Raw genomic sequence first — 12,583 nt, 5'->3', positions numbered from 1 at the left:
CTGTATATCCGTACAGGTTTAGCAGAGCTTATAGGAGCAGCCATGAAATGCAAGACCAAGATCCGATCCCTGAAGAGCGTAAATTTTATTGGAAATTATTAGGCATTACCTATTTACAGATATTAGGCATTGGCTTACTGTTTGTCTGTCGTTGCCGAGTACCCAACAAGGGACCAGCAAGCGACAGGGCCCATAGGCCTGCCGCTCTTTAACAGTCAGCGCAACAAACAACAGACCGCATTGCCTCTACCGGCGACCGGCGAGCAGACAGGCCCGAAAGCCTGCCCACGACAGGAACAACCTGGACGGCTGCTCGATGGTGAAACGCCAGAACCGTGTGAATGACCCGGTAAGCAATGCGCCCCGCCCCTCCGGCGGCAATAGGACGGACAGCATCACTGAAGCACCTGGATGACCGGGTGCTTTGGGATGAAAACCAAGGAGCAGGACCATGTTGATACTCACCCGCAAGCCAAGCGAAACCATACGCATCAATGACGACATCAGCATCACGGTGCTGAGCGTTAGCGGGCAGCAGGTAAAGCTGGCGTTTGAGGCACCGAAAGAGGTCGCCGTACATCGTGAAGAGATCTACCAGCGTATTCAGGATGCAGCTAAGGCCTGATCGAAAAGCATCACTGCTGCACCTTGGCGACAGGGTGCAGCGGGATGTAGGCCTACATCAAGCGAAGGGCTCAACAGAGCACAGGTGACATCAAATGAAATAAGGAATCGACAATGACTGTAGATATCAGCAATTTCATCATCGCCACCCCTCTTCCAATTTCCGACACAAACCCTATCTCCCTGGACTTGATCGGCTGGCGAGCGTTGATCGAATGCCCAAGCATCATTTCGATGCTTCCCGACGGATCGCTGCAGATGACAGCGCCCACCCTGGGCGCTTCCAGTAAAAGCGTCCATCGAACTCGCTGTGAATGGAAAGAGCCTGGCTATTGGCTGTTTGCCAGTGCCGCAGACCATTGGTGCCGTCAAGAAATGCGGCTGACGAAGGTCAATTCGTTGCAGAAGGTCGTGATCGGCCAAATTCATGTGCAGGGCTCTGAACGCCCACCGGTAAAGGTGTTCTGGAACAAAGGCAAAATTACCATGGGTTTCCGGTCGAGCTACCTACAAGACGATCCGGTCAACTCAACGGTATTGGAAAACGTGCCGCTCGGTGCGCTCTTCAAAATCAACATTCACGCCAATTCGAGCGGCGCTGTATCGGTATCTGCCAGCTGTAACGGCGCCAAATCCACCTCAGCAATCATGCGCCTCGACAACACCTGGGACACGAAGACTCTCGCCTTCCACGGCGGCGTGTACAACCAGATCGACTACTCCGATTCAACCGATCCTGAGGACGGTTCGATTTGTGTGATCAGTGATCTATCCATCACTCACGTGTAAGACCAACCAGCGCCACGTCAGCCTGACGATAACTGCCCGATGCCCTGGTACTCCCCAGCACCAGGACACATCGGAGTGTGATCTGAGTACCGCCAGTCAGCGCGAGAGCAACGGCTGACAAACGTCATGCAGATCACACCCCGATGCGGATGATTCTGCACCGCGCAAAGCGGCACCCTGCATCCAGCGGGACCGGAAACAAATTGCACCTAACCGGGATGGTTTTTCCATCTCAAGCACGGAGGGTTTGCACCAATGCAGCATTAACCGCTTCACCTGTGTGGTGCAGTAAGCCTGAAGGCTGCGCCCTTCACTCTGGCAGGCAGCGGGCATCTGGGCCGACGGTGTCACCGCGCACCAACCGGGCAACCGATAGGCCACCCCAAGTTCAAGGTCACCGCTGATGATTCAAACCCAGGCCGTCGCCAGTAGCGGGCCTGGGAGGCGCTCACGTAGGGAGGTCTTCGTGACGCAAACAGAAGCCCGGTTCCGATCGGGCTTTTTTACGCCTGCCTTTTATCCGCCAGCACTCTCCCCTGCGCCCCAACGGCAACCAGCAGGAGGCCCGAGTGCTGACGAATACACGCAACCCCACCGAGGAATCGCCATGCATCCATCACTTCAACAGCGAGTCGACGGGGTTGCCGCCCTGCGTGCTCGTGCAAGCATCGCCACCGCCGCGTTCTACGCCATGATCGGCCAGGAGCTGCCCGAGCAAAAGATTCGCTACCAGGTCGTCACCAAGGGCAAGGCGTACCACATCATCGAATTGGCCACCCGCAAGGTGAAGGGCTTCCGCTGGACTTGGAAAGAGGCCGTGAACTTCGCCCAGCAACTGGAAGCGCGCGCCGACGGCATCAAGCTCTCGCTGCCAGGTGATCGGAAATGATCGGCGTACCAATGCCCAACCCGCGGGACTCGATCATCACCAATCTGAACCAGCAGCTGGATCAGTTCTTCGGCGCTGGTAATACGGTGCAGCTAATAGCATCAGGCGTTAGCGGCGAGACCAGCCTCTCCGGCGCCAGCGGCCACAGCGAACGCCTGCGTACAGAACGTGACAAGCTCGCACCCATGCTCAAGGCTCTGGCGGCGACAGGCATCACGTCCAGCGCAGCAGCAACGCAAACTCGTATCCGGCAGAAGCGCATCGAGCTGATCGCCAGAGAACACGGCTTCAAGTTCGCCTCGTCCAAATGAAACGAATGATCAACCGGGCGCACCAGCGCCGACGACAGACTTGGCTTGACTTGCCGGCAATCGGAATTGAAGAGGTAGGCCATGGCCAAGAGCAACGCGGATATTCAGAGGGACAAGCGCGCCAAGGAGAAGGCATTGCTCGACCGGATCGGCGCCGAGAAGCGATCGCTGATTGTGTCGAAGTCGCTGGATGATGCCCTTAATGTTTTGGGCGAGCGTCACGGCTTCGAGGAATGGCAGGAAACGCTTTCGACGCTACTGATCAACCTGGCCAAAGCGCCAGCCGAAGACACCGTCCGCTTCGCCACCATGTCGCGACCTGAAATCGTGATTACCGAAAAGCAGTCGCGACAGCTTGAGAAGTTCGCTAAAACTGGCATCGAGGTGAGTTAAATGCTACTTATTGGCAGCCCATCAAAATCGATTGGCCGTGTATGAATGAAGAGCCCGTCTTGCAGCCCAATAATCTTGGCAAGCACGGCTTTTGGAGTCTCTAGCCCAAAGTAAACGATGTATTCGTTGCTGCCGCCTTTCCTTTGGATACAAGTGACGTAGTGCTCCACCTCGATGGACGTAAGCCCGATCGCGTTGCCAATAGCTCTATTTCGCCGAACCTCCGATGTCTCCTCAGATTGGTTACTCATAGCGAAATACTCAGGTGCTATCTAAGACAAAGCTTAGACCAACAACCCATCCCCGCTTTCGCCACCGGTCAGGGAGGGCGGCGCCTGACCCAAACACATTTATTGCGCTCAGCCACTACTATGGCACAGCTCAAAGGTTGAAGCGGCGCGTTGCTTCCAGTTCTTCGGCAGTCTTTATCGCAATATCAAGTCTGTAATTCCAACTCGAATCGGTACCTGGGCCGACAAGCTCAAAGCCTCTGTGCTTTTTACCGTCAGGTCCGATCATGACCCTATGAAAAATTAGGTATCTGCCAATCCTGCATTCTAGAGAGCCGCGGCATTCCATCTGATCGCGCTCCAACAGAAGTAAATACCAGAGTACCAATACACCTCATCAACCAGTAGGGGCAATAAGGGTAAGCTAAATACCAATCGTCTCCCGGCCGTATCACCAATCAGCCATGACTCGTGACTCGGAATGTGTCAGTGGCTCGCCCTTGTAACGCAGCACGGTCAACAAGCGGCGCCGATCAATGTTCCTGCTCCCTGCGGGCACCATGAAAATTGCGCCGTCATTCGAGAATCGCCCGGCTTCAATGAGCGCTCTGAGCTCTGCTTCATTCATTCCAAGACACACCATTTCTTCAGGGTCGAAGGTGTAGACAAACTTCCCTTTCTTAGACCCCATCTTGAATTTGTAAGGGTGGCAGATGAGCCCTGCTCGATTTATCCCAATGACATCTTCCAACAGCTCCAGCATGCGGCTATCTCTGAAAGTGAGTCTTATTTAAGTAATAGCCCAGCACCATCTATATCACCAACCCCACTTCAACGAATCACGCCTCCCGGCGAGGCAGGCGTATACCCCGAGGAAATCGCAATGCCTGTACTCCACAGCGTAATTCACAAGATCGACAAAAAACCTGACGGCGCCCCGGCTGTTTTATTCCTCGGCAGTTCCGAGCAGGTCGAAAGCCAGGCGCGTGACGATCTGATGAATCAGTTCAACGAAAGCTACAACGCCACCGGCTGCAAGGGCTGGGGGTTCTTCCACGCCGAATCTGGTGCGTACCCTCTGAGCGGCTGGCTCTCCAAGTACCTGGCGGGCGGCACCGACTTCCTCGATTTCAGCATCATCGCCGTCGAGCACTTGACCCGGTTGATGGAGGAATCGAACTTAACTACAGGCGGCCACGCCCTCTTCTGCCACTACCGGCAAGGTCTCACCGACTATCTGATCATTACCTTGGTGCAGGAGACGGAAGCGGTGACCATGACCGAAGAACTCAGCCTGATGACGGTCAAGCGTCTGGATCTGGATCACATCCGCTTGGCCGCGCGCATCAATATCAGCGAGTGGCAGAACAATCCGCAATCGAAGCAGTACATCTCGTTCATCAAGGGTAAACAAGGTCGCAAGCTGAACGACTACTTCCGTGATTTCATCGGATGTCAGGAAGGGATCGACGGCCCCGGCGAAACCCGGACCCTGCTCAAGGCGTTCAGCGACTTCGTAGAAAGTGAGGACCTGGGCGAAGAGTCGGCACGAGAGAAGACGAACACGCTGGTCAATTACTCCATGGCCCAGGCCAAACTGGGGGAGCCGATCACGCTCGAGGAGCTCTCTGGGCTGATCGACGAAGATCAGCCGAAGACCTTCTATGACTTCATCAAGGCGAAAGATTACGGGCTTTCCGAGATCCTGCCGCCGGACAAGAAAACTCTAAACAAATTCCGGCGCTTCACCGGCCGCATCGACGGCCTGTCGATCAGCTTCGAGCAGCACCTGCTCGGCTCGAAAGTTGAGTTTGACGAAGCCGGCGGCACCCTGACGCTGCGCAGTCTGCCGACCCAGCTCACCGACCAACTCAAGCGCGCAGCCGCCTGACACCAACCGCATCGCCGTGCTCTGGACGGAGGGCGGCACCTGCACGGAGAACACCATGAAGATGAGAGGCGAGGTTGTCCGAAAGTGGGAATGCGGCGCCTGCAATGATCTGCATGACCATGAGTTTCAGGCTGAAAACTGCTGCGCGCCTGAAATTACAGAGTTGTGGGTCTGCCCGATCTGCGATGAGGGCCATGACAAAAAAGCAGATGCAGAATCTTGCTGTATTGATACAGACGCATGCGTCACCTGCCCGCAATGCTTGAGAGATCACGACATTGGATCGCTGAGTTATGAGGCAGTGAAGATCGCTGGTCACTGCACAACATGCACACCGAGTTTCACCATTGATCAACAGCAAGCGATTCAGGATCTGCACTACCAGCAGACCGGGAAGCGCGAACACTTGCACGACTGAGGTAAAAACATGACCCCTCAATTCGAAAGCCCCAACGGCCTATGGCGGCGACTGGGCTACGCCGTTGAGCGTGGCCCGCGAGGCGAACGCACGATTCGCCGACCAGATGGTTCAACGGTAAGCATCGACACCGAGCATGGTCACCACGCCGGTGAAGTGGCCGCGGCCAAACAAGAGCTCGCGCGCTTGCCGCATGGTGAACTCGAGTGCAATGCGGCACAGATCGACATCTTCGCCTGACTCTCCCAGATGTCTATCGAGGCACTACATTTCATCGCGTCTTCCGGTTCTTATCGAAACAGAGCGCTTCCGGATGTGGATACTCCACATGTCTTCCTCCCGTCCAGTTGAAAGCTTTATCCGGTCATCGTGGCTACATACATATCGAACCCTGTCCTCGGTCAAATTGTTGTGGCTGGCAATCGATCGCGTCGACCGGAATGGGTTCTTTTGCTCGTCAGTATTTCCCTGCATCCACTTATAAACACGATCTGAATCTCGGCAATCCAACCAGGCACTTCTGGCGCCTTGGATCGCCATTATCACGACGCCCGCAACGGCTCCTCCCGCTGCGCCACCGATCGAGGTGGAAATGATGTCGTTGAGCAATCCCTGATCCATTAACAAAACCTCCTATTTGAATCCGCTGAATATACTCGGCGAGGATCCCCTATGTCCGCAGAACAGAAATTGCCCCAGTTCATCCACCGTCAGCCAAGCATGGGCCTGCCATTCGAAAAGGAACTGGTGGTTGACCTGTTCGCCGGCGGCGGCGGTGCCAGCACCGGGATAGCCCGGGCGTACCGGGAGCCGGATGTCGCGGTGAACCACAACCCTATTGCCCTGGCCGTTCACCGCGCCAATCACCCGCAGACGGCGCACTATGTTGCGGACGTGTTCGAGGTGGATCCCGTCCATGCCACCGGCGGCCAGCCGGTCGGCATTCTCTGGGCTTCGCCGGATTGCCGGCATCACAGCAAGGCCAAGGGCGGCGCACCGCGTGACCGAGGGGTGCGCGGGCTCGCTTGGGTGGTTGTTCGCTGGGCGCACGCCACCCGGCCGCGCCTGATGTTGTTGGAGAACGTCGAAGAGTTCTGCGACTGGGGCCCGATCGACGAAGACGGCCAACCGATTAAGGCCGAGCGTGGCCGAACCTTCAAAGCATTCATCGCCGCGCTCAGCAACGGCCTCGCCGCCGATCACCCGGACATGCCAGAGATCCTGCAATCGATCGGCGAATACGTACCGGCGGAAAGCCTGGTCCGCGGCCTGGGCTACAACGTAGAATGGCGCGAGCGCATCGCGGCCAACGCAGGCACCCCGACCATCCGCAAGCGCCTGTACCTGGTGGCCCGAAGCGACGGAAAGCCGATCGTGTGGCCAGCACCAAAGCGCCACAAAGTGCCGACGGCGAAGCAGCAACCTTGGCGAACTGCCGCGGAATGCATTGACTGGAGCAACTTGGGCCGCACGATCTTCCGTGACAAGCCGATGGCCGTGAACACCATGCGCCGTGTGGCCAAGGGCTGCTGGCGGCATGTGCTGACCAGTGCGAAGCCGTTCATTGTGCCGATGCGCGGAACATCGGAAGCGCACACCAGCACCCACGGCATCGACGAGGCGTTATCGACCATCAGCGCCGGCGGCACGCATCACGCACTGGTGCAGTCGATTGCAGCGCCGTTCCTCACCGAGTGCGCCAATGGATCATCGCAGCGCAACTTCGACGTGCAGGAGCCATTGCGAACTCAGGTGGCACAGGTAAAGGGTGGGCACTTTGCGATGGCCGCAGCCAACCTGGTGACACTACGGAAAGGTTCGTTCGGCGCCGACGTCACGGACCCGCTTGGCATTGTCGCAACCAGCACCGGGCATCACGCGGTATCGGCCGCATTTTTCGAACAGGCGAATGGCGGGTATTACAAAGGCGACGGCCGCTCGGCCTTCGACCCTATCTCGACTATCTGCCAATCCGGCGCCAACCAGCGACTGGTGAACGCCTACCTGGTGAAGTACTACGGCAACGAGAAGGACGGCATTTCGCTCACCGAGCCAATGCACACCCTGCCGACGAAGGACCGTGTTGCGCTGGTCGAGGTGGTGCAGGTGCCGGACACGCTGACGCCTGAGCAGTTGGAAGGTGCGCGCCGCTGTGCCGCCTTCATGCACGAACATCTGCCGGAACACTTCAAGGATCCGGCGGACCTGGTCATGGTCGGCGGTTATGTGCTGGTCGACATCACCCTGCGCATGCTGCAGCCGCCTGAGCTCAAGGCAGCCCAGGGCTTCGACAAGGACTACATCATCGATCGCGGCCTGTTCGTCGACCCGGTCACCGGCGCCGAAGAATGGCGCGACATAAACAAGACGGACCAGGTCCGACTGATCGGCAACAGCGTCTGCCCGGATGAGGCGGAAGCACTGGTCAGCGCCAATGCTGCCGACATCATCGAACTGTACCAGCGCCTCGCGGCATGACCCACCCTCAACTATTGCGCTGACATGGTGAATGCTCAGTAATTGTCGATCGGTCTGGGGCTGTAACCTGAGCTATGCACTTTTGCGTAGTCCATTATTTGCTGCAGAGCATCTTCAATAGTTTTCGCGGGAACTGGTGCTGGCTTCTTCGGCCTAGACCCTTCGTCAATTACATGATGACTGATATCCCATAGAAAACCTTCTGGCTCACTGACGTCCTGGGTGATTCTGGCTTGCACCTTTTGGCCATCTAAATCCAGCACGTAACTTGCCACAACTTCTTTAATTTCAATCTTCATAAGGGCTCCTGCCGTTAGTGAAGTTGAATTTTACCCTACTTATCACTTGCCGTTTTTTAACAGCATAGGACGCCCCATGCCCACAGAAAGCAAACCGGCCGAGCCGCTGAAGGTTGAGCGCTCGACTGTCACGAAGCTGGTGATCACCGGCGCGCCGCGGCTTGATCCGATCACCGTATTCCTCGAAGACTTCGGTCGCCGCGATTGCCCGACCGAATCAAATCCGAACTACCAGACCGCCCCGGGCAAGATCACGATCAACTGCTGGGACAAGAGCTGGAACGCTTACTAGGGAGGCATGGGGCCGCGCACCGTGGCGGAGTTCGTCACCAACTGCGGCTGGGACTACGTCTTAAACTGCCTGGATCGCGGGATCAGCAGCACGCGATTCAGCGGTGACGCGCTCCATACCTTAGCCAAAAAGTGCATCGTCCAGCGTCGTCGGCAACAGACCGGGCGCCACGACTGGGAGCTGGGCGAACTGAGCAAAGGTGAAGCCCGCGAGCTTTGGCATGACATCGATGTTCTGAGCAGCGTCGAGATGGCAAACGAATGCTGGCATCACAGCAAGTTGCTGACTGAGCTGTTCGGCGATGAATGGCATTACCCGCTCGATGGTAAGGCTGTCGAAGAAAACCACGAATTCACGTACCTGCGCCGCGTTGTCGAGGCTGTTCAGCAAGCGCTACGCCAGGAACAACATCAGGTAGCCGCATGAAGCGCATCAACTTCAATTCGCCAAATGACCGATCTGCCCCGGGCAGCTACACCCTAAGCGCCAATCAGGTGGCCTGCCTGGTTCGAATCAATTGTTGGGATGGATCTGGTGTTTTGGTGTTTTGTGATCCATTTCCGAGCGAGCTCTACGTCGAAATGCCAGTCGTGAGCGTCCATAAGTATTAGCGCCGTATCTGTAATTCGATATTGTCCGCACTTTGGACAGGCTCTTTCATCGTAATCACCATCAGTACTGACAACGGCCGCAGGCTCACCACAAATCAAGCAGGTCATGATCAACTCCTTTTGACTGATCGGTTAAATGTAGTCGACCCCAGAGAAGTGTTTCATTTCTGCAACAAATTTCAGCTCGATTTACCCGAGCAATCCGATAAGTGGATGCCCTTTGGTAGCTCCCTCCCCCTTCAAAGTCAGCCGCTATAGCGGCAAAGGACAGGTATTGCCCATGGAAACGATACAGCTGATTCAGCCAGCCCCCATCGTGCGCGACGAGGAAGGCATGTTCCAACACCCCGATATGCCTGATTTTGATGAGGGCGATGAGGAAAAGAAATTCAAAGTCTGGGTCGCTGATCAGGGGCTGCAGGTGAAAATGGTCGAGCTCGAATACCATAGCGACCAAACTGTATCTGACCGCTACTTCGAAGCGGGTGATTCGGATTACAGCTACTGGGAGCCAGACCGCCCAGATGGCGAAGGCTGGTTCTGTCTGGCTATCCACGACACCGACAATGGCCCGGTCTGCTGGTGGGCACGACGCGAGGTGAAAGCATGAGCCAGATAAAAGAACGGCCGATCTTGTTCTCGGCGCCGATGGTGCGCGCAATCTTGGAAGGCCGGAAGACAGTCACGCGCCGACTGGTTAAAGGTGGACAGATCCCCACCGAGGAGACCTCCGTTCCCACCGGTGAGCGCCAGCGCTGGAGCGCAATCGGCCAGCGTGATCCGCGCTACGGCTTCTGCGTATTTGGATCGACTGAAGCAGAGTGCGCCAAGGAACTCGAAGAGTTTGCACCTTGTCCGTACGGGCGTCGCGGCGACCGGCTATGGGTGCGCGAGACATTCAACACCTCTACCGACTGTCGCCCACAAATCGACGAGCCATATATCTACGCTGCTGACCTGAACAGCGACGGATTCCAGAAATGGGCGGCAAGGTGGAAGCCCAGCATTCACATGCCCCGGGCAGCAAGCCGCATCCTGCTGGAGATCACCGACCTGCGCGTCGAACGGCTGCAGGATATCAGCGATGAACAGGCACTTGCTGAAGGCGTACGGCCCTACCTTGATCATGCAGAGTTTGGCGATTGGTATCACGTCGAAGGCATCGAAACCTACAGCGCTGAGCCGAGTAAGTCCTTCGAATTGCTCTGGTCTTCCATCAACGGTACCGAATCATGGAACGTCAACCCCTGGGTCTGGGTCGTCGAATTTAAGCGGGTGACGCCATGATCTTGCTCACAGCGCCGATGAGCCGAATCGGCGCCGCACCGAAGATAGATCGGTGCGGCGCCGCCTTCGGGATTGCTTTTAGGCTGCTGGCTGGTGATGAGACTGAGTAGATGCACCATTCGCAACATGAGATTGAGCCGACAAAACACAATTGCCAGCCGCGATACCTCGTGCACGATTCACACCCCACGCAAGCGCGGTGGTCATGGTGTCATTCGGCAAGGAATCATGGGCTTCCTCAAACAGAGGAGCTCCATTTTTGTTGTAGACCCCGATAAACAATTGCGTTCTTCCCTTCCTCGAAATTCTGGCCTGCACGTCAATGATGGTGCCGTCGCTGACAACCTCATCGTAGGACCTACAGTGCAGCTCGCAGTCCGCCCAAAGCCAATACGTGGAACCTCTACGCATCATCTTAGTGGCCTCCGGTCTTGTCCGAGTTTCTATGGATACAGCACGGTAGAAAATATTTAGTACGACGAACAAACCGCGTCAACCGTCCCATAGCTGCCATTTGTCGGGCAGCTTCTTCGCGTGTAAATCACACATTAACCACCTTCTGCCGCCGCGGGCGGCATGGAGCACTTATGTCTGCAGAACTGGCGCAGGCGCCCACCCGGCCCCGCCGCGAAAGCATCCTTCCCCGTTTCATCCGTGCCGGTGCCGCGCCTATTTACTTGGGCATGTGCCGCGCTGAATTCGACAAAACCGTGCGTCCTTATGTGAACGAGTTTCCCATCGGTGAGCGCGGTGTCGGCTTCGACCGTCAGGAGCTGGATGACTGGGCAACGGCGTATGTCCAGGCCAAAGCAATTGATAAAAAACGCGCCCCGGAGCAACAATTGCCCCGCAGCGAGCGCCTGAAAGGAGATAAATCATGGCGCGAAAATCGATCACAGGCCTCTCCGAGAGGAAAGGCATCTGGCATATCGACAAGAAAATCAACGGAGAACGACTTTACGAAAGCACTGGAACTGGTGACCGGGAAGAAGCAGAACGCTACCTGATCTTCAGGCTGGAGCAGATCCGCCAGCAGAAGGTGTATGGCGTAAAGAAGGTCAGAATCTGGCGGGAGGCGGCGACTCGCTTCCTGCTGGAGTTCAAGGACCAGCCTTCAATTAAGTTATCGGCACACCACCTCTCTCAGCTGGACCCGTTCATTGGCGATATACCGCTTACCCACATTGATGACGAAGCCCTGGCGCCTTTCATCAAGGACAGGTTGGCGACCAAGAAGCTCGAGGACGGCAAGGTAAAGAAGGGTGTGAGCAACAGAACGGTGAATATCTCGATCGAGCGCGTGGTTCGGGTTTTGTCGTTGTGTGCCAGGAAGTGGCGAGACGATGAGCGCAGGCCGTGGCTGGATAGCGTGCCAATGCTCACGAAATTGGAAGAGAAGAAGTCGAGCCGCAAGCCCTACCCGATGTCCTGGCAAGAGCAGTCGATTCTATTTGCGGAATTGCCGGTTCACCTGCAAACGATGGCGCTGTTCAAGGTGAACACCGGCACCCGTGAGCAGGAAGTATGCAAGCTGCGATGGGATTGGGAAATCTCGGTACCGGAACTCGGCACGAGTGTATTTCTAATCCCTGCTGATTTTGGGGGCAGACACGAACGGTCCGGCGTGAAAAACGGTGATGAGCGCCTGGTCGTGCTCAACAACGTGGCCAAGTCGATCATCGAGCAGCAGCGCGGTCTGAGCAAGGAATGGGTTTTTCCCTACAACGGTACCGCGATGCACCGGATGAACGACTCGGCTTGGAAGAAGGCGCGGGTGAGAGCGGCGAAACTCTGGCAGGAGGAAAACCTTCGCCCCGCTCACCCAGGTTATGCATCCATAAGGATCCACGACCTCAAACACACATTTGGCCGTCGGCTACGCGCAGCTGGCGTCACCGAGGAAGACCGAAAGGCACTTCTGGGCCACAAGAACGGCAGCATCACCAGTCACTATTCGGGCGCTGAGCTCGGGCACCTGATTGAAGCTGCAAACATGGTATCAGCAACCGATTCGCGTGGACCGGTCCTGACAATCTTGAAGAGGAAACAGGCGTGAAAAATCGAGAAGTCA

Annotated in this window: 15 protein-coding genes and 1 pseudogene; 14 read left to right on the top strand and 2 right to left on the bottom strand. The window is 56.5% G+C overall.

What is annotated here, in order from left to right; translation table 11 throughout:
• The first annotated feature begins 451 nt into the window (after positions 1 to 451).
• From csrA to NQL71_RS23520, 5 genes are all read left to right on the top strand, one after another.
• Positions 452 to 625, top strand: a complete 174-nt coding sequence (gene csrA, locus NQL71_RS23540) for a carbon storage regulator CsrA (RefSeq protein ID WP_274643383.1) — start codon at positions 452 to 454, stop codon at positions 623 to 625.
• A 113-nt stretch (positions 626 to 738) separates the two neighbouring features.
• On the top strand, positions 739 to 1,413 hold the full coding sequence (locus tag NQL71_RS23535; RefSeq protein ID WP_274643382.1) for a polysaccharide lyase family 7 protein: 675 nt from the start codon (positions 739 to 741) through the stop codon (positions 1,411 to 1,413).
• A 607-nt stretch (positions 1,414 to 2,020) separates the two neighbouring features.
• Complete coding sequence (locus tag NQL71_RS23530) at positions 2,021 to 2,302, top strand: hypothetical protein (protein ID WP_274643381.1); 282 nt, start codon at positions 2,021 to 2,023, stop codon at positions 2,300 to 2,302.
• Positions 2,299 to 2,613, top strand: coding sequence for a hypothetical protein (locus tag NQL71_RS23525; protein ID WP_274643380.1), 315 nt, complete (start codon positions 2,299 to 2,301; stop codon positions 2,611 to 2,613). The genes NQL71_RS23530 and NQL71_RS23525 overlap by 4 nt, the downstream gene beginning before the upstream one ends.
• Positions 2,614 to 2,694: 81 nt before the next feature.
• Complete coding sequence (locus NQL71_RS23520; protein WP_274643379.1) at positions 2,695 to 3,006, top strand: hypothetical protein; 312 nt, start codon at positions 2,695 to 2,697, stop codon at positions 3,004 to 3,006.
• 681 nt (positions 3,007 to 3,687) lie between these two features.
• On the opposite strand, the gene NQL71_RS23515 is transcribed toward NQL71_RS23520, so the two are convergent.
• Positions 3,688 to 3,999 (bottom strand): hypothetical protein, encoded by a 312-nt coding sequence (locus NQL71_RS23515; RefSeq protein WP_274643378.1) that lies wholly within the window; start codon positions 3,997 to 3,999, stop codon positions 3,688 to 3,690.
• Positions 4,000 to 4,119: 120 nt separating this feature from the next.
• Here NQL71_RS23515 and yejK point away from each other — a divergent pair, with 120 nt between their 5' ends.
• From yejK to NQL71_RS23495, 4 genes are all read left to right on the top strand, one after another.
• A complete protein-coding gene (gene yejK, locus NQL71_RS23510) occupies positions 4,120 to 5,127 on the top strand; it encodes a nucleoid-associated protein YejK (protein WP_274643377.1) in 1,008 nt (335 codons plus the stop codon).
• 55 nt (positions 5,128 to 5,182) lie between these two features.
• Positions 5,183 to 5,545: a hypothetical protein gene (locus NQL71_RS23505; RefSeq protein ID WP_274643376.1), complete on the top strand. Its 363-nt coding sequence runs from the start codon at positions 5,183 to 5,185 to the stop codon at positions 5,543 to 5,545.
• 9 nt (positions 5,546 to 5,554) lie between these two features.
• A complete protein-coding gene (locus NQL71_RS23500) occupies positions 5,555 to 5,785 on the top strand; it encodes a hypothetical protein (protein ID WP_274643375.1) in 231 nt (76 codons plus the stop codon).
• A gap of 432 nt (positions 5,786 to 6,217) precedes the next feature.
• Positions 6,218 to 8,023 carry a DNA cytosine methyltransferase gene (locus NQL71_RS23495; protein WP_274643374.1) on the top strand — a complete coding sequence of 602 codons (1,806 nt, stop codon included), beginning with the start codon at positions 6,218 to 6,220 and terminating at the stop codon, positions 8,021 to 8,023.
• A gap of 35 nt (positions 8,024 to 8,058) precedes the next feature.
• On the opposite strand, the gene NQL71_RS23490 is transcribed toward NQL71_RS23495, so the two are convergent.
• The gene (locus NQL71_RS23490; RefSeq protein ID WP_274643373.1) at positions 8,059 to 8,322 is read right to left on the bottom strand and encodes a hypothetical protein; all 264 of its coding nucleotides are present in this window, start codon (positions 8,320 to 8,322) and stop codon (positions 8,059 to 8,061) included.
• A gap of 76 nt (positions 8,323 to 8,398) precedes the next feature.
• Here NQL71_RS23490 and NQL71_RS23480 point away from each other — a divergent pair.
• From NQL71_RS23480 to NQL71_RS23455, 5 genes and pseudogenes are all read left to right on the top strand, one after another.
• Positions 8,399 to 9,040 (top strand): annotated as a pseudogene (locus NQL71_RS23480) (phiTE_072 family protein).
• A 465-nt stretch (positions 9,041 to 9,505) separates the two neighbouring features.
• A complete protein-coding gene (locus NQL71_RS23475; protein ID WP_425520691.1) occupies positions 9,506 to 9,835 on the top strand; it encodes a hypothetical protein in 330 nt (109 codons plus the stop codon).
• A complete protein-coding gene (locus NQL71_RS23470; protein ID WP_274643369.1) occupies positions 9,832 to 10,512 on the top strand; it encodes a hypothetical protein in 681 nt (226 codons plus the stop codon). Before NQL71_RS23475 ends, NQL71_RS23470 begins: the two co-directional genes overlap by 4 nt.
• A gap of 587 nt (positions 10,513 to 11,099) precedes the next feature.
• Complete coding sequence (locus NQL71_RS23460) at positions 11,100 to 11,519, top strand: hypothetical protein (protein WP_274643367.1); 420 nt, start codon at positions 11,100 to 11,102, stop codon at positions 11,517 to 11,519.
• A complete protein-coding gene (locus tag NQL71_RS23455; RefSeq protein ID WP_274643450.1) occupies positions 11,405 to 12,568 on the top strand; it encodes a tyrosine-type recombinase/integrase in 1,164 nt (387 codons plus the stop codon). Before NQL71_RS23460 ends, NQL71_RS23455 begins: the two co-directional genes overlap by 115 nt.
• The last annotated feature ends 15 nt before the right edge of the window (positions 12,569 to 12,583 follow it).

The sequence above is a fragment of the Pseudomonas serbica genome, assembly GCF_028823535.1.
Lineage (GTDB): Bacteria > Pseudomonadota > Gammaproteobacteria > Pseudomonadales > Pseudomonadaceae > Aquipseudomonas > Aquipseudomonas serbica.
The sequence above is the reverse complement of the archived record's forward strand: the minus strand, read 5'-3'. Positions and strand labels throughout refer to the sequence as shown.